The following is a 19,282-nucleotide window of genomic DNA, read 5'->3' as shown; positions in this document are numbered from 1 at the left end:
CGTTTCGCGGAAGGACGCGTGAATGGTTGACAACACCGCCCGCATCAAGGGCGTCGGCTTCGCGGTGCCGGAGCTGGTCCGGACCAACGATGCGCCGGTCTTCGACTGGATCAGGGCCAACCCTCCGCCGCATACTGATCTGTTCAAGGGCTTCGACCAGCGCCGGATCCTGGCGCCCGGCCAGACGCTGCTGGGCCTGATGGCCGAGGCCGCCGCGGCAGCGCTGGTCGATGCCGGGCTGGGTGCCGGCGATATCGATCTTTTGATCGGCGTCGCCTCGGTGTCGGACTATGTCAGCCCGAACGGACTGGTGGCGCTGCACCAGACGCTGAACCTGCCGGCGCGCTGCCAGGTGCTGCCGCTCGGGACCGAGTTCACCGTGTTCAATGACGGGCTGGTGCTGGCCGAGGCGATGATCCGCACCGGCCGCGGCCTGCGCAACGCGCTGATCGTCTGCGGCTGCAACTGGAGCCGGCATGTCAGCTACCACGAGGCGACCTGCATCGGCGCCGCGGACGGTGCCGGTGCTGCGGTGATGGCGGTGAGCGACGACCAGCAGCGCTTCGCCCTGGTCGACGTCGTGACCGACACCGATACCAATTATTTCGGCGCCATGCATATGAGCGCCCGGCCGGCCGGCACGATCGACCCGCCGCCGCCCTATCTGGCGGAGAGCTTCACCACCCCGTTGATGTATATCGGCGATGCCGGCGCCGATTCCTACAAGGAGTACGGCGCCAAGGTTCCGCCGCGGATCGTCGACCGGCTGCTGCGGCGCAACGGGCTCGCGGCCGACGAGATCACCCTGATCGCGCATCAGGCCTCGTCGGTGCTGAGCGACGCCTGGGCGGAGGCGATCCGGCCGGGCCAGTACCTGACCACGCTCCCCGAATACGCCAACATGACCTCGGCGTCCGTCCCGGTGACGCTGGCGGCGCGCTATGCCGAGATCTCGCGCAACGACCTGGTGCTGCTGACCATTGGCCTGCAGCAGCAGACCTCGGCGGTGCTGCTGCGCCGCCGGTGCAACCGGGGGCAGATCGGCATCTGAACCGGCCCGGAACGCCGGGCTGCTCTCCTCCATCTCCGACAGATGCGGGCCCCGGCCGATCCGGCCGGGGCCCGTCGTCATTCCGGCAGGTGCCACGACCGGCGGTAGAGATCGAGCCCCCGCCAGTCATCGGCCATCTCATCCCATGCGAATGGTGGTTCATACTCCAGTCACAGGGCTGAACACCGCAAGGCCTATACATAAGCACACGCTGATTCACGCAGTATTCCGTCAAGCCCCTCGGAGTCTACCGGCGGAATATTGCGATATGACTGAGCCGCTCGGACAGCCACTGCGGCCGATCAGCTGTCGACAGGAGGAGGTCTTGATGCACAGCAGAACAGCCCTGGGGAGCGAGCCTGCGCCGGCCGGTTGGCCGGCCCTGTTCGGGACGATCGAAGCCCGCTGCGGCGTCCCCGGCGCTGCGAGTCAGACGATCGGTCCGGACGGGGCGGCCTTCCGCGCCATGTATCTGGATCTCGGCGTCATCCGCGACGCGCTGCGGTCGGCGGATGCCGCACCTCCCATCGTCATCATCTGCGCCGACGTGCTGAACATCCCCGACCGCTTCGACTGGCGGCTCGACCGGACCGAGCTGGTGATCGTGGCCCGCCGGGTCCAGTCAGCCGGCTATGCCACGGTGAATCTCGACTATCGCGACGGCAATGCCGCGAGCCTGTCCCTCTTCATCGGGGAGATCGACGGCCGGTTCCAGGCCATCGCCCTGACCGCCCCCGACGGGCCGCAACCGGTGGCGTTCATCTTCGACGCAGCCCCCGTGACGGGCGGAGTGCGGATCCACATGCCGGGCCGCCAGCCGGTCGACACGCCGCTGGACGACATGCGCGACCTGCAACCCCAGGCGACCGCGATCCTCGAGCAGGCGCTCAGGACCGAGCTGACCTTCGCCTCACTGCTCCATGAGCAGCGCCCGCATCTGGCCCTGGCGATGGTCGGCTGGATCAAGGCCTGCGCCGACGGCCTGCCCGGCCTGGCCCGGATGGCGGCGGAGATCGATGCCCTCGCCTTCGCGCAGCCGGGCGCTGCCGGCACCCCGTCGATCCCCTGGCGGGGAGCCGCGATAGCCGTGGCCGGCTGACGGGCAACGGCGCCCCTGCCCCTGACCAGCGGCGTCCGCCGGCTCCGGGCGGTGGTCGGATCGCTGCCCCTTCCGCATCCCTGTCGCCATGAACGCTTCGTGCCGGCGCCTTGTCGGCGGCGTGTTCAGGCGTGACCAGAGCCGGCATCGCCCTCCGCCTCAGGGCAGGATGGCGATGCCGCGGCCGGCGAAGAACCGGTCGAAGGTCTCGACCGGAAGGGCCACGGCCTCGCGCGACGCGCGGTCGTGGCCCGACGGGTTGTGGAAGACCAGCATCCCGTCCTTCTGGCCGTGGACCAGCACAAGATGCCCGCCCTTGGCGGGCGGATCGCTGTCGGGCCGGCGGATCGACGGGTGCACCGAGGCGATGAAGAAGGCGGCGCCGCGCAGGACGCCGGGGATGCCGCGGGCGCCGATGCCGGTGACGATCTGCGCCGACAGCCCGAATTCCGCCCGCACATAGGCGACGAAGGGCGCGTAGATCAGGCCGCGGATCGACTCCCCCTCGGCCACATAGGCGCCATGGCGCGTGGCGCCGCGCGCCAGATCCAGGATCGGCGGGGCATCACCGGTGCGGGCGGCCAGCACCATCCGCAAGCAGGCCATGCCGCAGACATGGTTGGCCCAGCGCGCATACTCCGCCGCGTCGGCCGCGCCGGAACGGGCCCAGTTCGGGTCCTCGGCCAGCGGCAGCGTGCCGTCCAGGATCTCCCCGGCCCGGTCGGGCGACTCCCATTGGCAGACATACGGCACCGGCCCGGCCGCCCCCCGCTGCACGAGATCGTTCATTCCCTGTCGCTTCCCCTTCGTCCCCGGCCTCAGGCCGCCGGCAGGCTGACCGTGCCGCCAGCGGTCTCCACGATTTCCTGGATGATCGCAAGTCCCAGGCCGCTGTCGGCACCGGGTCAAGCGCCGCGACCGCCGGCTGCCGCCATGCCAAAGGCGGCCGGATCCCGGGGCCGGAACCGTCCGGGCTCGTCGCGATCATCGTTGCGATCCCCGGGAATGCGGGTATACCGCGAGGACCATTCTCAGCAGGCGGACCATCAGATGCCGGGATTCTCGCAAGCCGCCGCGCGCCTGGCGGGCCGCTGCCGGTGGGCCGCGGTCCTCGCTGCCGCCGCTCTGGCATCCGCCGCCACCCCGGCGCAGGAGCCGGCCGGGGCGCCCTGGAACCCGTCCTATGTCGACCCGCATCCCGCCGATGGCGACCTGGTCCTGCCGATGCCTTGCGGCGGGGCGATGGCCTTCCGCCGGGTCGAGGTGGAAAGCGGCGGCTGGCTGAACGACATGCAGGTCATGCTCGGCGGCTCCGACCCCGATCTCGGGGTCGTCGACGACCGCCGGTCCGCCAACATCGCTGGCGCCTTCACCCCCACCGGCGACCAGACCCGCCGCTACTACTATGTCGGCAAGTACGAGGTGACGCGGTCGCAATACCAGGCGCTGGCCGGCGACTGCAAGGCGCCGTCGATGCAGGGCCGCGAGCCGATCGTGGACATCTCCTGGTTCGACGGCCTGACCTTCGCCGAGCGCTACACCGAGTGGCTGATGGCCAATGCCCGCGACAAGCTGCCGAAGGAGGGTGAGCTGTCCGGCTATCTCCGCCTGCCGACCGAGGCGGAGTGGGAGTTCGCGGCGCGCGGCGGCATGGCGGTCTCGGCCCTCGACTTCGCCGGCGACCGGCCGCCGATGCCGGAGGGGGGCCCGACCGCCTATATCTGGTTCCAGGGCAGCCAGTCGGCCGGTGGGCGGATCCACCCGATGGGGCTGCTGAAGCCGAACCCGCTCGGCCTCTACGACATGCTGGGCAATGCCTCGGAGATGATGTTCGAGCCGTTCCGCCTGAACCGGCGCGGCCGGCTGCACGGCCAGGCCGGCGGTTTCATCATCCGCGGCGGCGATTTCCTGACCCCGGTCGACCAGATCCGCAGCGCCACCCGGACCGAGCTGCCCTATTTCTCCGAGCGCAGCGGCGGGGCGACCACGCTGCGCCAGGTCGGCATGCGGCTGGTGATCGCCGCCCCGGCGATCGTGTCGGCCGAGCGCCTGGCCGCGCTGCAGAAGGAGTATGAGGCCCTGCCCGCCCCCGACCCCGGCCAGGCGACCGCGCGGCAGGAGGCCGCCGCCATCCAGGACCTCGACAGCACCGCCCAGACGACGCTGGATGCGGCCCTGCGGTCGCGGCTGCAGCGGATCTCACGCGACCTGCGCGACGCCATCACCGAGCGCAACGACGCGCGCGACCGCGCCATCCGCCTGCTGATCAGCCAGGGCGCCTTCTTCGGCAACAAGCTGCGGACCGACCAGCTGCGGCTGGACAGCGTCGGCAAGGCGATCGACGAGGTGGCCCGGCCGGCGCTGGAGGAGATGCACCGCCGGCTCGACGGCGACCCCAACGGCGCCGACACGCTGGCCAAGGCGGAACAGCAGGTTGCGACGATGGAATCGCAGCGCACATCGCTGCAGGCCGAGGTCAAGCAGTCGCTGGACAGCTATGCCGATGCGGTGTTCACGGTGGCCGGCGATTACTCTCCGGACATCATCCGGCAGCAGTTCGATCTGCTGAAGACCGAGCTCGATGCCCGAAAAGCGTCCGATCTGATCCCTTATGCTGCCTTATTTGTGAAGCACATGGAATCCTATCGCCAACAGGGCAAGGCCGATACCGAGGCCTGGATGCGAGACCTCACCCGCTAGCGTCCGTGGGCGCAACTGCCAGAAGGACCGACGGCACATGACGACACCGAGGCTTCTCCCGCTCGCGGCGACACTTTTTCTCGCGGCCTGCGCCGGCACCGGCGACCCGCATGACGGCGGCTTCATCACCGGCGTCAGCAACCTCGTCTCCGGCGGCTATCAGGATCGGATCGACCAGCGCGAGGCGCAGGTCTCCTCGCTGAACGCCGAGCAGGCGCAGCTGCAGGCCCGGGCCAACTCCATCCGCCAGGAGCAGGCCCAGGTGGATCGCGACCTGGCGGCCGCCCGCAGCCGCCTGTCGCAGCTGGACCGCCGCATCGCCGCGCTGCGCAGCCGGGCCTCGGCCGCCGATGCGGCACGGCTGTCCGATGCCGAGAAGCGGCTGGCGAAGGCCCGGCTGACGGCGGATGAGGCCTCCAATCCGGGCCGCCCCGCCGCCGCCCGCGCCGCCGATGTCGCGGACCTGCAGCAGGTGCTGGACTCGGTCGGCGGCCTGGTCGACGACATCGCCCGGAAGGCCCCGCCGGCTTAGGCCGGCGCCTGCCGCCGGGGGGCAGGCCGGGTTTCCTGGTGGCCGGTGTGGTTGACGAAACGAGCCGGTGCGGTTGACGAAACGAAAACACCTGATAGTAGGATAAAAATCGTTACATCCTGCTCCATGACGACATTTCAGCCGGAGGGAACTGTTGTGAAGAAACCGATCGTCGTATTGCTGGCGTGCACGATGCTCGCTGCCTGCGGCTCGATGGGCGGCACCACCGACCCGTCGAAGCTTGCCGCCAGCGCGACCGCGGACAACACCGCCCGCACGCCGGAGCAGCAGAAGCTGCGCGAGCAGGCCGACAGCTCGACCAAGACCATCGTCGAGGGTGTCGCGGTGGGGGCCGCCGCCGGTCTGGCCGGCGCCGCCATCGCCGATCTCGCCGGCGCCGACGTGGATGCCGGCACCTATGCCATCGCGGCCGCCGGCGGCGCCGCGCTGGGCGGCCTGGCCGGCGCCTATGTCGACCAGAAGCAGAAGGAATATGCGAGCCTCGAGGACCAGCTCGATTCCGTGATCAGCGACGCCAAGGCCAAGAACGCCCAGGCCAAGGACCTGACCGCGACGATGCAGACGGTGCTCGACCAGCACAAGCGCGAGCTGACCCGGCTGCGTTCGGGCGTGAAGAAGGGCACGGCCACCCAGGCCGAGCTCGATGCCGAGCTGGCCTCCGCCCGCTCCGACAAGGATGTGATGGACAAGGCGGTGTCCGGCACCCGCGAGAACCTGAAGATCTTCACCGACGCCCGCACTTCGCTGAAAGCGAAGGCCACGACGGCCCAGGACCGGGCGCGCGTCGGCCAGCTGGACCGCGAGATCCGCACCCTGAGTGGCCGGGTCGACACCATGTCCGGCGTCGTCAACAACCTGACCCGTCGGATCTGAAGGCTCAGCCCTTCATCGTCCGACAGCACGGTTCAAGGGGCTGCCATCGGCAGCCCCTTTTTCCTATCGCCCGCCGGGCCCGGGCTGGATGTGGATCCGGGTGACGTCGTCCCCCCGGACGATCCAGGCGGCGCCGGAAGCGGCCAGGAACCGGACGCCCCCGTCGCACCGCTCGACACCCACGAAGGGCTCTGACTCCAGCGATATCAGCGCCCAATCCACGTGCCCGCCCGTCATCTTGTAGAAGAACCCGCATGACCCATGCGCCGAGGCTTCGCCCCCGACATAGAGCGCGCCGTCGATCTCGATCCTGAAGTTCCCGAATATATCCGTCGTATCGAGATCATCCGTCGACAGGTCTTCCCCGATGACGAACGCGCCATCGGAGACGCTGAAGCCGATTATCCTCGAATCGGGGGTAAGGACGCAGTCCGCATAAAAGAACTCCTCCCGCCGGACCAGATCATCAGCAGCCAATCTTGCCCTCCCCGTTCTGCGCGACCTGGCCGACCTTGTTCCTCCGGTTCTCCGCCACCCGCTTCAGCCCGTCCGCTTTGCCGACCGCGGGCGTCTCCGGGGTCCCGTACCGGCCCAATCCGTTCTCCCTCAGCCTCTTGTCGAAGGCGTCGTTCCACGATTTTCCGGTCGTGGACTTCGGATAGGGGTCGTTCCCGTCGACGAAGTTCACGGGAACCTCCTTCATTCCGAGGGCCTGCGCAGCGGCCAACCGCCTGTTGTCGAAGCTGACCAGCGTCCCGTCCCGGTTCATCACGGTCAACGGATCCCCGATCCATCCCTTCTGCTGCATCACCGCGGCATAGTCGTTCGGGCTGACCCAGGACTGGCTGAAGTTCAGCTGGTTCGGATCGACCATGACCGGGTCCAGCCCGAGCGGGTCGACCCAGCGGACGGGATTGGCGACGAACTGGTAGAGATTGATCCCGCCGCGCAGGCCGATCGGATCCTGGTGGATGAAGCACCCCTCGGCCGGCGCGTAGTAGCGGAACCGGTTGTAGTGCAGTCCGGTCTCGGCATCGTGGTACTGCCCCTGGAAGCGCAGCGGGTTCTCCACCTCCGCCACCGCCAGCGCCGCCAGCCCGCCCCAGGCCTTCAGCTCCCCCTGCCAGACCACCCCGCCGTCGTCATTGGTGAGCTCCTGCGGCGTGCCGAGATGATCGCAATGATAGTGATAGACGGTGCCCGGCCGGTCCGCCGCCGGCCGCCGCACCTGCGCCAGGGGCCGGAAGCCGCCGGGCTCGAACAGATAGACCGTGGCCAGCGGATCCGCCGGCGTCTCGCCGGGCGCGGAGGCGGCCTCGGCCAGGAGCACGTCGCCCGTCCAGAGGAACGCCGTCCGCTCCGCCGCCAGCAGCGGCGCGTCCGCATCGGGATCATTGGCCGCAACCAGCCCCCAGGCCCTGGCCTCCTTCCACACCCGCCGGCCCAGCGCGTCATAGGCGAAGGCGGTCTCGCGCCGCCCCAGCCGGCTGGTCTCGACCACCGACACGAGCTGGTTGTCCGGGCCGTAGGCGTATCGCACCTCCACCCCGCGGCCGGCGCCGCGCGTCTCCCGCACCCGGTTGCCGGCGGGGTCGTATTCGAAATGCCGGTCGCCATGGACCAGAAGGCGATCGCCCCGCACCGCGCCGCCAAGGATGTCCGCCGCCGGCCCCGAGGCCAGGATGGTTCCGGCCGGGTCGACCACGAACTCCTCCGGCCGGTCGCCCGTGACCTGCAGCAGGCGCTCGCAGGCATCGTAGCGGTAGTTGCGGACGCCGCGCCGCCAGTCGCCGATGGAGACGATCAGGTCCGCCGGATCGTAGCGATACCACCGCCCCAGCAGCGGCTTCGCGGCGTCGCCCTCCTTCCAGGCGGCCTGGCGCGTCAGCCGGCCCTGCGGATCGTATTCCTGCAGCGACCGCAGCGCGCCCGTCCGGCGTTCGATCTCGCGCCCGGCGTCATCGCGCAGGATCTCCGCCACCCGCCGCCCGGCGAAGTCGACCCGGGCGAAACGGTCGGTGTCGTCATAGCCGATGCCGATCTCGCGCCCGTCCGGCAGCTGGGTCGCCACCAGGCGGCCGCGGCCGTCATAGCGGTGCCGCTGGACGTGGCCGTCCTGATGCTCCTCCAGCAGATCGCCCGCGGCGCTGTAGGCGAAGCGCAGCACGCGGCTGTCATTGGCCGCTTCCGCCAGGCGGCCGGTCCGGTCATAGACGAAGCGGTGCGCCGTGCCGTCGCCGAAGCGCTTTTCCAGCATCCGCCCGAGCGCGTCGCGACGGAACACCGTCGTCCGCATGCCGGCGCCGTCGTGCCGCAGCAGGCCGCCGCGCGCATCGTAGGCGTAGCGCTGCTCGCGCCCGTCGAACCCGACCTCTCGGACCAGCCGTCCCAGCGCGTCGTAATCCAGCCGGTAGGTCTCGCCCCTCTGGTTGGTCAGCCCGATCAGGTTGAGCTCGCCGTCGTAGCGGTAGGTGAAGACGCCACCATCGGGATCGACCCGGCGAACCGGAAAGGGCAGACCGTCATAGGCCCAGCGCGTCTCGCGCCCGGCCGCGTCGAGATGCCGGCTGACGCGCCCTTCCGGATCGTAGCCGAGCGTGACCGTGCCGCCATCCGGCCGCTCGATCGCGACCACCCGGCCGGCCTCGTCCCGCGCCAGCCGGAAGGCCCCTTCCCCCACCGTCTGGCTGGCCACCACGCGGCCCAGCGTGTCATGGGCAAAGCGCGTGCGCGGCCCGCGCTCCGTCGCCTCCCAGGACAGGTCGCCGCGCCCGGTCCAGCCATAGCGGGCCAGGATGCCCTCGCCATCGGTGATCGCGAGCGTCAGGCCGCGCAGGTCGCGGGTGAAGCGCCGCTCGCGCCCGGCCGGATCGACGTAGCGCGCCAGATTGCCCCGCAGGTCGTGCTCGAAGGCGTGGCGGGCGCCGCCGGGCTCCTCGACCTCCGCCGGCAGGCCAAACCCGGGCTGGACGACGGCCTCGAGGCCCTCCGCGGCATAGCGCAGGCGCACCACGCCGCCCATCGCATCGGTCGACTGCACCAGCCGGCCCAGCGGATCATAGGCCCAGGCGGACCGCCCGCCGGCCGGGTCGATCGCCAGGATCGGCCGGCCGGCATCGTCGTAGTCGCGCGTGGTCCGGCCGCCCAGCGGGTCGATCTCCAGCGTCACCAGGCCGAGATCGTTCCAGCGATATTCGGTGACGCCGCCGCGCCCGTCCTCGACCAGGGTGCGGCGCGCGGCCGGGTCATAGGCGAAGCGGCACCGGTGCAGGTCGCCGTCGCCCCAGGTGTCGACGCAGCGGGCCTGCACCCCGAGGGCGGGATCGTCCCATTCGAAATGGTAGGTCAGGCCGCCGGGACGGGTCTCCGCGACGATCAGGCCATCCTGGTAGGCGTAGGAGAAGACCGATCCGCCGGCGCGCCGCGCCTCCAGGAGGCAGCCGCCGGCATCGTAGCGGTACTCGACCAGCCGCAGCGTGCCCTCGCCGCCGGGCGCGGGCCCGACGATCGCGAGGATCCGGCCCGCGGCATCGCTGTGGATATCCAAGGCGCGGCCGCCGCTGTCGGTGACGCGCCGCATCCGGCCGCCGGCGTCGCGATCGATCGCGATTGCGTTGTCGTTGGCGTCGGCGATCCGGACCAGGCGGTGCAGCCCCGCCGTGACCCCGGCCGAGAACTCGTAACGGAGGCCTTCGTAGCTGGACACCCAGAGGTTGCCGGCCTCGCCATGCAGCACCAGCTGCTCCGCCGTGTTCAGCGACGGCCGGCCCAGGCGCGGCGGGTCGAACGGCACGTAGCGCCCGTCCGCATGGCGCAGGATGAACTGGCTGCGCCCGCCGCCCGGCGGGATCAGCGCCATGTCCAGCGGGTGATGCCAGCCGCGCCCGAGGTCGCCGTCGATGGTGGAGCTGGACATCCACAGCCGCGACCAGGTCAGGGGCAGCGGCCCCGGCAGCTCGAAATCGACCTCCTGCGTCATCAGCTCGCCGGTGGCGACGTCGACCGGATGGCCGCGGAACACGCGCGGGGCCAGCTTGCCGCCGGCATAGCCGCCGGCGGCACCGCCCAGGACGCCGCCGATCGCCTCGCCCCAGGCCTTGCCGCGCGCGCCGCCCAGCGACTCGCCGATCGCCCCGCCCAGCTTGGCGCCGCCATAGCCGCCGGCCATGCCGAGGGCACTGGACAGCCCGAAGCTGCCGAGCGCGCACCAACCCCCGGCGGCGAAGGCCGCGGCGCCGCCGGCCAGCAATGCGACGGCCGTGCCGACCACCACCATGCCCAGGGCGATGTCCTGCAGGATCTGCGGCACCTCCGGGCTGATGTCGCGATAGGTGCCGGGATCGGCCCCGATGAAGACGTTGGGCGACCCGTCGGCGATCTTGGCGTCGCAGATCGTCCGGTCGCCCTTGCGTGAGGCGGCGCCGTATTCGATGAACACGATCTGGCTGCCCTGGGCCAGGAACTGCGGGCCGGAATGGTCGCTGCAGGCGGCGATATCGAAGGCGCCCGGCTCGGCGGTGGCCCGCGCCGCCGGGCGATTGTTGATGAAGACGGTACTGGCGCCTGTGGTGATCGATCCCGTGACCGTCGTGTAGGTGCTGCCGATATTCATCCCGGCCAGCGCGCCGCCGCCCGTCGCCGCCACGGCGCCGCCGACCGCCGCGATCACGCCCAGCGCCGCGCCGCCGGTGCCGACCACCGCGACCACGGCGACGGCCGCCGCCAGCCCGATGGCGGCACCCATCAGGAAGCCCATCATCGCACTGCTGTGCTCGATCGGGTCGCCCAGGCGGGCCGCGAGGAGGGCGGAGTCCATGGCTGCGTCAGCGCTCCTGGGCGGTCAGCCGGCGGCCGCGCGGGCCCAGGAGAAGGTGCCCAGGATGCGCTGGAAGGTCTGGTCGGCCACCTCGAACTCCGATTCCCGCGCCGTGTTGGTGATCGTCATCACCCGGGCGTCGTCGATCATGGCATAGACCTGCCGCTGCTGCAGGAACCCCTGCTCCACGCTGTTCCAGCGGAACACGATCTCGATGCAGTCGCGGCCGTCCAGCACGCCCTCGCGCTGCAGCTTCAGCCGGAAATCCTGCGCCCGGTGCTTGAGGTCGTGGACCTGGCGCGACACGAAGGCCGACAGGTCCTCGCCCGGTTTCACCCGGTCGGACGCCACCAGGATGTTCGGCGTCACCGCCTGCCCGGCCTTGGCCGGGGCGGCGAAGATCGTCATGGTGCGGTCGGTCCAGTCGTCCGGCACGCTGACGGAGAAATCTCGGTTCACGCTTGTCTGCGCCACGCGGGGCCTCGTCGGTCGGAAGGGCGGGATCAGGGCTTCTTGGCCGGGTCGGGGACGAAGGGCGGCGTCCTGGCGTCCGCAATGTCGGGCTTCTTGGCCGAGCCGTCATAGACCGTCCGCGCCGCCTTGGCCCAGCCGTCGCCGACCTTGCGCGCCAGCTCCTGCTGCGCCTTGTCGGCGACGACCTTGCGCACCGCATCCTTCATCGCGCCGCTGCTGCCGGGCAGGGCGGCGACCGCGCCGTCGGCCGCCTTCTTCACGCCGTCCATGGCCTTCTTCGCGCCGTCGACGCCGCTGCCGAGGCCGGTGGCGCCCATCAGGGTCTTGGCCCGGTCGCTCCAGTCGCTGCCCAGCTTGCGGCCCGCGGTCTTGGCGACGCCATCCAAGATCGCGGTCTCGGCCGCGTTGATGGCCGCGTCCTGCATCCCGACGGGCAGGCCGGACAGGACACCCCGCACCTTGCCGCGGGCGCGGTCGAGGATGGAGGCCGAATCGACCTTCGGCATCTCGCGGAAATCCGGCGGCACGAAGGGCGTGGCGCCGGTGAGCTCCGGCAACGCCGCGATCGGGCTCGACCCGGAGGAGCCGGCGGCCGCGCTCATGGCCCCGGCCGCGGCCGATGCCACCGAGCCGGCGGACCCGGCCGCGGTCTGCAGGGCCTGCTGCGCGGCGCCGACGGCGAACTGCGTCACCTGCGGCGGCGCGAACTCCACCAGCGGCCGGATGACCTTGTCGCCGATGGTGTTGAACGCGACCTGCTTCATGCCGTGGGCCGCGGCCATGATCGGCGTCTTCACGGAATTGCCTGCGAAGGACATGACATCTCCCCCCTCTCGCGCGCCGGCGGCTACCAGGCCGGCCCGAAGGTCCGCACGGCGATATCATAGGCCCGCCGATTGATCGCATCGACGAGCATGAGATCGGGATTGGGCCGCGAGCTGATCAGGATGAAGGACACCCAGGCGTTCCCGGCCTTGCCGATGGTGAGGCGGACCTTGATCGGAGCCCCGTTGACCTGGGCCTCGGCCTCGCCCTCCCGCGCCTCCTTGAGATCGGTGCGGAGGTCGACCGGCGCCAGCGCCATGCCCGCGACATCGGCGCCGGTCGCCCGCTTGACGGCGCCCAGCAGCGTGTCGGCGAGGTCGCCATAGGAGACATAGGCCGATTGCGGCGCCACCAGCACGTTGAGCTGGCCGATCGTGTGATCGCCGACCTTGTTCTTGAAGTTGAGGCTCTCCTGGCTCGGCCCCGCGGTCTCGTCGCGGCTTTCGACCCAGATCTCGGGCACACCGAAACTGGCCGGCAGGATCTTCGAGATCTGCACGGTCCGGACCGGCTCGACCGAGGGGCTGTCGGCGGCCTGCAGCAGCTGGAAGCTCTTGGCGGCGACGACGAACGGCTCCTCCGCATTGGGATAGGCGGCCGCCTCGGCGTAGCCGGTGACCAGGTACAGCTTGTCGGCATTCTTGTAGGTGGACATCCGGTACAGGAAGTCCTTGCCGTCCGCCCGGCGCCCGGCCAGGACATCGGCGTTCCAGCCGGCGGCCGAGTAGGTGGTGGTCTGCTTCAGCACGGTATAGCCGTTCTGCCGCAGCCAGGCCGCCAGCCAGTCGGCGCTCGACAATTCACGCCGCAGCGTCTGGGCGAAGACCTCGATCATGGCCCGCTGGTCCCGGCTGCCGTAGCGGGACAGCAGGACCAGCCCCTCACCGTCGGGGGTCTCCGGCTTGTACGGCTCGAATTTCAGCCAGTCCTTGGGCAGGCGCAGCCTGAAGGACAGGGCCGGGTCGCCATTGTCCTCGACCTGGAGATTCGTCGATTGCTCGATCTGGCTCTGGGTCGAGCGCGGCTTCAGCAGCAGGTCAGTCACGGCACTCTCCTCGGCCTGGGCCGGCGTATGGGGCAGGATCACCGCCAGGGACAAGCCGACAATGGTGATGACGACGATCGAAAAGGTCATGAGCTCGGCCAGACGATCCTCTCCCGCCATGCGGGCGACATCCCGCCTGCAGTACAGCCAGAGCAGCGACAGGCGCCACGTCAACGGGACATCTCCCTTCCTCGCGGTCTGCCGCTCGTTCACCCGGATGATCGATCGGAAGCCGGCCAGCACCGCCAGGACGAACAGCCCGTAGACGCAGAGCGCCAGGCCAGCGACCAGGCCGAGCGAGACCGGCGTCTCCGCCTGGCCGTGGCGCTGCACCCAGCCATAGGTCGCCGCCAGCAGGACCGCGAACACCGCGATCAGGCCGAGGGCGATCCGTCCGGTTCGCCCCCTCCGGGGCAGGAGCGCCGCCAGGGCCGCACATATCGGACACATCAGCCGCTACTTGCCGGTGCGCGGCGGGGGCCCGACGCTGATGTCGGTCCCCAGCTCGACGCCGACGAGCGCTTCGAGCTCGCCGAATGCGCCGGCATGGTAGCGGCTGTCGGCACGATCGTAATAGGCGTGGCCGCCGGCCCCGCCGCCGACGGAGCCCAGCGACCCCGAGGCGCTTCCCTTGGTGGCCAGGGTCCAGTCATCCGGCACGCCGGGCAGCCAGCCGATCGGAACCGAGAACTGCCCTTCCGCCTTGCCGTCGACGGCGGCGGCGCTGGCCTTGGCGGCGCCGGCGATGCCGATGCGCTGCCCGTCGTCGCCGAGCGTGTAGCCGGCCGACGCTTCCGCGGCCATCAGCTTGCCTTCGCCGGACAGGCCGAAGCTGCCGGTGGCGGGATTGCCAACGTCGCCGCCCATCTTCAGCCGCGCCATCGCCGCCTCGCCGGAGGCCTGCGCTCCGAAGCCGTCGTTCGTCACCCCGGAATACACCTTGCCGGTGGCGGCGAAAGTGTCGATCTCGAAATTGCCCTGCTTGACCGTGGCGCCCGCGACGGTCGCCTCGGCCTTCAGCACGTCGCTCGTGGGCGTCGTGGTCCGCTCCGCCTTCGCCTCGGCCCCGAAGAACTTCGCATCGGCCGGGCTGCCGGGGGGCGATTGCGCGCCCCACCATTTGGGATTGGCGCTCCAGCTGGTCGCGCCGGCGCCGCCGCCCTGGGCCACGCCCGGGCCCTGGTTGGCGCCCTGCGCCCCGGGCGGGGCGGCGAGGTTGGCGTCGGCCACGGTCGGCCCCTGCCCGCCGGCGGCGGTCTGGACCGGGTCGGGGGGCGAGCAGTTCAGCAGGATCGGCGGGCCGTGCGCGTCGATCGCCTCGGCGTTCATCAGCACCGTGGCGCCCGCGGCCTGCTGCAGGATGTCCTTGTCGCCCAGGACATGGACGCCCTGGTCGAAGATGTTGACGAAGCTCTTCGCCGCCCCGCCCGGCCCCTGGGTGGAGAGCACCTTGGTCTCGGACTGGGTCTCGACCCCGTCGGCGCTGAGGCGGATGCTGTGCTTGCCGTTGAAGGACAGGATGATCTGCGTCTCGTCCAGATGGATCATCGCGCCCTTGTGCTGCAGCGTGATCCCCTTCGGGGTCATCTGCGCCTGGGACGCCTTCACCGTGGTCAGATGCAGCGTCTCCGCCGCCACCGTGTGGGCGTTGCCGACCTGCTGCCGCTTGTTGTTGCGGACGATCTCGGTCGCGTCCTTCTGGGCGTGCTGGAACAGCTCCTCGGCGCCGGCCTGGTCCTCGAAGCTCATCTCGTTGAACCCGGCACCGCCCGGGCTGGTCGACGACTTGAAGCCGGTGCGGGTCTTGTTCGCCGGCAGCGCCAGGGACGGCATGGTCGTCGGGTTCGGCACCACGCCGACCACCAGCGGCTTGTCCGGGTCGCCCTCGAGATAGCTGACCAGCACCTCCATGCCGATGCGGGGGATCGTCTGCGACCCCCAGCCGGACCCGCCCCAGGGCTGGCTGACGCGCAGCCAGCAGGAGGAGGTGTCGTCGCCCTTGGCGTAGCGGTCCCAGGGGAACTTGACCTTGACCCGGCCGTAGCGGTCGGTGTGGATCTCCTCCCCCGGCGGTCCGACCACCAGGGCGGTCTGCATCCCGTCGATGCGCGGATGCGGCGTCCGCTGCTCCGGCACCCAGCGGGTGTTGGCGGGGATCACCCGGAACCGGTTCGAATAGCTTGGCGCCGGGCGCTCGCCCATCACATAGGTCTGGTCCTCGGCCGAGTGCACGACCCCGACCACGGCGTACTCCGCGTTCTCCGCGGCGATCGGATGGCCGTAGAGCCGGAACTTCTGCGCCGGCGCGATGCGGCGGTTGCCGCTCTCGGCCTCGATCACCTCGAACCCGGCCTCATGCGCCTCGATGCGCCGGCGGGTGACGTGGTCGGCGCGGTCCTTGTCCATGAACCGGCCGCCCCAGCGATACATCTCGAACAGGCGGTTGGACTCGATCGGCGCCACCGAGGGCTGATTCCGCGTCACGGGGGCCTGCGGCGTCTCGAAGTTCCAGTCCGCCTCGGCCGCCTGGCCCGGCTTGAACGCGAAACGCCGCGTCCAGCCCGTCACGTCGTTGAGGTCGACATTGGTGGTGGTGAAGCGGACATCCGGCTCGGCCCCGAAGGTCCAGGCATGCGCGCCGTCCGCCACCACGAAGACGTGCCGCGGCGGCGCCCCGTCGCTGCCCGGCTCATGCCGGAACCACCAGCACCAGCCCTCTTCCTCCAGCAGCCGGCAGATGAAGGCGTAGTCGGTCTCGTTGTACTGGACGCAATATTCGCGCACCGCCTTGGGCCCGATCACCGGGCCGAAGTCGGTGTCGCGGATCTTCGCCTCAGTGAAGATCGTCTCGAGGATCTGCTGCGTGGTCTTGTTCTGGAAGATCCGGCAGTCCGAGGTGTGGGTGAACAGCCAGAGCCAGGGCCGGACCTCGAGCGTGTAGCCGCGCATCCCCTCGCCCAGCGCCGGGCCGGCCGCGAGCGCGGCGACGACGCCCGACCATTGGCGGCGCTCGCCGCCGGGCAGTTCCAGCGACCAGCTGATCGGCAGCCCGACCAGCTCCTTCGGCGTCACGTCCTGGCGCTTGGAGCGGACGCGCAGCCGGAACTCGAACAGGCCGCTCAGCCCCTCGGTGCCGTCCATGACCTCGAGCAGGAAGACATCCTCGCCGAGGGGGGTGTGGACCGACAGCAGGCGCCCCGCCTGGGTCAGCGATCCGGTATAGTCATAAGGAGACATGGGGCACCCCGACCCTGCGGTTCGCTCCCCCCGACGGCCATGTCGGCCGACCGGCGGGAAGAGGCGAAGACGGTATCATATGGTCAGCGGGCCTGCCCGGGATCGGGCGTGTAGCGCAGGGCCGCGGCGATGACCGCCAGGGCCGCCAGCAGGCGGCTGCCGGCGGGACGCTCGCGGTCCGCCGCCGCGGACGGGCGGCGCCCGGCCGGCTGGTCGCCGAACGCCGCCAGCCGGATCTCCTGCGCATCCGCGCCCGGCACCAGGCGGGCGAGCTCGGCATCGAAGCGGCTCGCCCCGGTGGCGAAGGCCGTCGCCGGCACCGGCAGCCGCCGGGCGATCCGGCAGGAGCGGCGGGCGAGATCCTCCTCCGACGGAGCCGATGCCGCCTTCGCCGGCGGCTGCCAGGCCAGCCGCCCGCGGAAGCTCGGCGGCGGCGTCGTCGGCGCCAGCTCGGCGATGCAGGATTCCAGCACCATCACCTGGCGCTGGCGGCGCAGCAGCCCCTGCGGGCCTGCGGCAGCGGAGGACGATTCGCCCTCGAGCTCCCACAGCACCGTCCCGACAAGGTTCAGAACCTGATCCGAGCGCATGGCTCCGCTCTCCCTCGGTCATTCCCGGCGCGACACGGCGGCCGGAGCCCCCGCCGCCGCAGGACGGGCCCGGGCATGCGGCCTGCCGCAACGCCCGGGCATCCTGGCCGTCAGCCCTTCTTGGTGGTCGCGACGTCGTAGCTGGCGACCTGGTTGTTCACCGGCTTATGGTTCTCGTCATAGGTCGTGTACTTCAGGTCGACCTTGGTGAAGTTCAGGGTGATCTCCTCGACCGGGCGGTCGCCCGTCGTGTTGACCTGATAGCCGCTGACCAGCGCGTTGGTCAGCTTGTACTCCATATAGGTGCTGCCAGGGCTGCCCGTGGTCACCAGATGGATGGTCACGGTCTTGCCCTGGTTGCCCGTCGCGGCGGCCTCGAAGAACTTCAGGGAGGAGCCGTCCATCGACTTGGTCAGGTGCACCTCGCCCACCACGGGCTCGGACGCCTCGCGATTCTGCGCGGAGCCCGACGGCGTCGTCACGGCGCGGTGCACGCCCCAGTTCATCGCGGCAACGTCGACCCACTTCTTGTGGGATTCATGCGTGGCATCGCCCTGGATGCCGTCGATCTGCACATAGATCGCCATGGTTCTCGCCCTCCGTACTTAGGAATGCCTGTGCGGCCGATAGAAGTCCGGGCCGACGATGTCGACCATTGCTTAGGATTGTGACAATCTGTGGACCGTCTCGAGCAAAATTTCCGGAGACATGGACTCCCGGCTTCTGAACGTTTCAGCCATCAACCAAGAAGTTGAGTCCGGTTCACTTTCATACTCAAGAGACAACGGACATCGCGTTGCCATGCCGACGGAGCCGCCGAAAAGTCACATTCATGGTTCATCACTGACCCATCCATACACCGCTCGCGCGATTCTGGAAGCTGAAACGCAATTAGCGCATAATTGTTCTTCTGGGGAGACGAATGATTCGGTCTGGTCCGGCGCGGCAAGGCAGGACGGCAGTCCTGCCGGTTTCGGCTGCCCGGCGGAGCATTCCGCCCGCGGCTGGACGCCGCTATGGTATGGGGAACCGGCCCGATGGAGCGGCGCGATGGGATGGATTGACCACGACATGAACGGCGACAGGTGAGCAGTTCGGTGCAGACACCGGCGATCTTGGATATCGAGGCGCTCGCCGCCCCCGTGCCCGGCCCCGCCCCCCATGGCGAGGATCTGCGGTCCGATTTCACGTCGGGGGCCGATTTCCAGCGCCTGCGCGACCTCCGCACCCGGGTGCGGGCCCAGGAGCGGGCGGCCGATGCCGCCGACGACGAGACCCGGCCGGTCGCCGAGTGGCGCGAGATCCTCGCCCTCGGGACCGAGCTGCTGACCGGCCGCAGCAAGGACCTCGAGATCGCCGCGATGATGGTCGAGGGCCTGGCCCGGCTGCACGGCTATGCCGGCCTGCGCGACGGCTTCGGGCTGATCCACGCACTGGTGGAGCGGCATTGGGACGGGCTGTTCCCCGAGCCGGACGAGGACGGGCTGGCCACCCGGGTCCGCCCCGTCACCGGGCTGAACGGCGAAGGCGGCGAAGGCACGCTGATCCAGCCGCTGCGGCGGATCCCCCTGATCCATGGCCAGCAGCGGCACTACGCGCTGTGGCAGATCCTGCAGGCGGGCGAGGTCGCCGGCCTCGACCCAGACCAGCGGCAGCAGCGCCTGAACGGCGGCGCCGCGGATCTGGAGGCGGTGCGGGCCTCGGCGCAGGACATGCCGGCGGCTGCGGTCGACACCCTGCTGGCCGACATCGCGGCGGCGCAGGAGGCGTTCCAGGCGCTGTGCCGGATCCTCGACGAGCGCTGCGGCCCCGATTCCCCGCCCAGTTCCAACATCCGCAACACGCTCGAGGCGGCCCGGGACGCCGTGTTCCTGGCCCTGGGCGACCGGGCCGCCTCGAGCGTGTTGCGGATGTTGGAACTGGGCGGGGAATCGGGGCCGCAGCGCTCGTCGAGGATCCGGCACAGCGCCTGGAACGCCTCCTGCGCCGCCGCGATGTCGGCCAGCAGGGTGTCGACCG

Annotated in this window: 15 protein-coding genes; 6 read left to right on the top strand and 9 right to left on the bottom strand. The window is 70.4% G+C overall.

All coding sequences use genetic code 11. From position 1 onward, the window contains the following. Positions 1 to 22: 22 nt before the first annotated feature. Both BWR60_RS31215 and BWR60_RS31210 read left to right on the top strand, forming a co-directional pair. Positions 23 to 1,051, top strand: coding sequence for a 3-oxoacyl-[acyl-carrier-protein] synthase III C-terminal domain-containing protein (locus tag BWR60_RS31215; RefSeq protein ID WP_088156403.1), 1,029 nt, complete (start codon positions 23 to 25; stop codon positions 1,049 to 1,051). A gap of 328 nt (positions 1,052 to 1,379) precedes the next feature. Continuing rightward, the gene (locus tag BWR60_RS31210) at positions 1,380 to 2,150 is read left to right on the top strand and encodes a hypothetical protein (protein WP_144445822.1); all 771 of its coding nucleotides are present in this window, start codon (positions 1,380 to 1,382) and stop codon (positions 2,148 to 2,150) included. Positions 2,151 to 2,309: 159 nt separating this feature from the next. Here the strand turns inward: BWR60_RS31210 and BWR60_RS31205 are convergent, their stop codons facing one another. Further along, positions 2,310 to 2,939: a hypothetical protein gene (locus BWR60_RS31205; protein ID WP_088156399.1), complete on the bottom strand. Its 630-nt coding sequence runs from the start codon at positions 2,937 to 2,939 to the stop codon at positions 2,310 to 2,312. Between the two features lie 261 nt (positions 2,940 to 3,200). Here BWR60_RS31205 and BWR60_RS31200 point away from each other — a divergent pair, with 261 nt between their 5' ends. The 3 genes from BWR60_RS31200 (at position 3,201) to BWR60_RS31190 (ending at position 6,276) form a co-directional block, all read left to right on the top strand. Next, positions 3,201 to 4,850, top strand: a complete 1,650-nt coding sequence (locus BWR60_RS31200) for a formylglycine-generating enzyme family protein (protein ID WP_179222025.1) — start codon at positions 3,201 to 3,203, stop codon at positions 4,848 to 4,850. Between the two features lie 37 nt (positions 4,851 to 4,887). Further along, complete coding sequence (locus tag BWR60_RS31195; protein ID WP_088156395.1) at positions 4,888 to 5,382, top strand: hypothetical protein; 495 nt, start codon at positions 4,888 to 4,890, stop codon at positions 5,380 to 5,382. A gap of 156 nt (positions 5,383 to 5,538) precedes the next feature. Next, positions 5,539 to 6,276, top strand: a complete 738-nt coding sequence (locus tag BWR60_RS31190) for a hypothetical protein (RefSeq protein ID WP_144445821.1) — start codon at positions 5,539 to 5,541, stop codon at positions 6,274 to 6,276. Positions 6,277 to 6,339: 63 nt separating this feature from the next. On the opposite strand, the gene BWR60_RS31185 is transcribed toward BWR60_RS31190, so the two are convergent. The 8 genes from BWR60_RS31185 to BWR60_RS31150 all read right to left on the bottom strand — a co-directional run bounded on the left by BWR60_RS31185 (position 6,340) and on the right by BWR60_RS31150 (position 17,850). Beyond that, on the bottom strand, positions 6,340 to 6,753 hold the full coding sequence (locus BWR60_RS31185) for a hypothetical protein (RefSeq protein WP_088156391.1): 414 nt from the start codon (positions 6,751 to 6,753) through the stop codon (positions 6,340 to 6,342). Beyond that, positions 6,743 to 11,092: an RHS repeat-associated core domain-containing protein gene (locus BWR60_RS31180; protein WP_088156389.1), complete on the bottom strand. Its 4,350-nt coding sequence runs from the start codon at positions 11,090 to 11,092 to the stop codon at positions 6,743 to 6,745. Before BWR60_RS31180 ends, BWR60_RS31185 begins: the two co-directional genes overlap by 11 nt. Positions 11,093 to 11,116: 24 nt before the next feature. Next, entirely contained in the window at positions 11,117 to 11,566 is a 450-nt protein-coding gene (locus BWR60_RS31175) for a DcrB-related protein (RefSeq protein ID WP_088156387.1), read from the bottom strand. Between the two features lie 29 nt (positions 11,567 to 11,595). Continuing rightward, entirely contained in the window at positions 11,596 to 12,384 is a 789-nt protein-coding gene (locus BWR60_RS31170; RefSeq protein ID WP_088156385.1) for a hypothetical protein, read from the bottom strand. 29 nt (positions 12,385 to 12,413) lie between these two features. After that, entirely contained in the window at positions 12,414 to 13,805 is a 1,392-nt protein-coding gene (locus tag BWR60_RS31165; RefSeq protein WP_088156383.1) for a hypothetical protein, read from the bottom strand. An 87-nt stretch (positions 13,806 to 13,892) separates the two neighbouring features. Beyond that, positions 13,893 to 16,673 (bottom strand): type VI secretion system Vgr family protein, encoded by a 2,781-nt coding sequence (locus tag BWR60_RS31160; RefSeq protein WP_088156381.1) that lies wholly within the window; start codon positions 16,671 to 16,673, stop codon positions 13,893 to 13,895. 83 nt (positions 16,674 to 16,756) lie between these two features. Further along, positions 16,757 to 17,263 carry a hypothetical protein gene (locus BWR60_RS31155; RefSeq protein ID WP_088156379.1) on the bottom strand — a complete coding sequence of 169 codons (507 nt, stop codon included), beginning with the start codon at positions 17,261 to 17,263 and terminating at the stop codon, positions 16,757 to 16,759. Between the two features lie 110 nt (positions 17,264 to 17,373). Beyond that, the gene (locus BWR60_RS31150) at positions 17,374 to 17,850 is read right to left on the bottom strand and encodes an Hcp family type VI secretion system effector (RefSeq protein ID WP_088156377.1); all 477 of its coding nucleotides are present in this window, start codon (positions 17,848 to 17,850) and stop codon (positions 17,374 to 17,376) included. A gap of 498 nt (positions 17,851 to 18,348) precedes the next feature. On the opposite strand from BWR60_RS31150, the gene tssA reads away from it, so the two are divergent. Beyond that, on the top strand, positions 18,349 to 19,282 hold a 934-nt coding region (gene tssA / locus BWR60_RS31145), incomplete at its 3' end, for a type VI secretion system protein TssA (RefSeq protein ID WP_144445819.1).

It is taken from the genome of Inquilinus limosus, from assembly GCF_002195995.1.
Taxonomy (GTDB): Bacteria; Pseudomonadota; Alphaproteobacteria; order DSM-16000; family Inquilinaceae; genus Inquilinus; species Inquilinus limosus_C.
The sequence above is the reverse complement of the archived record's forward strand: the minus strand, read 5'-3'. Positions and strand labels throughout refer to the sequence as shown.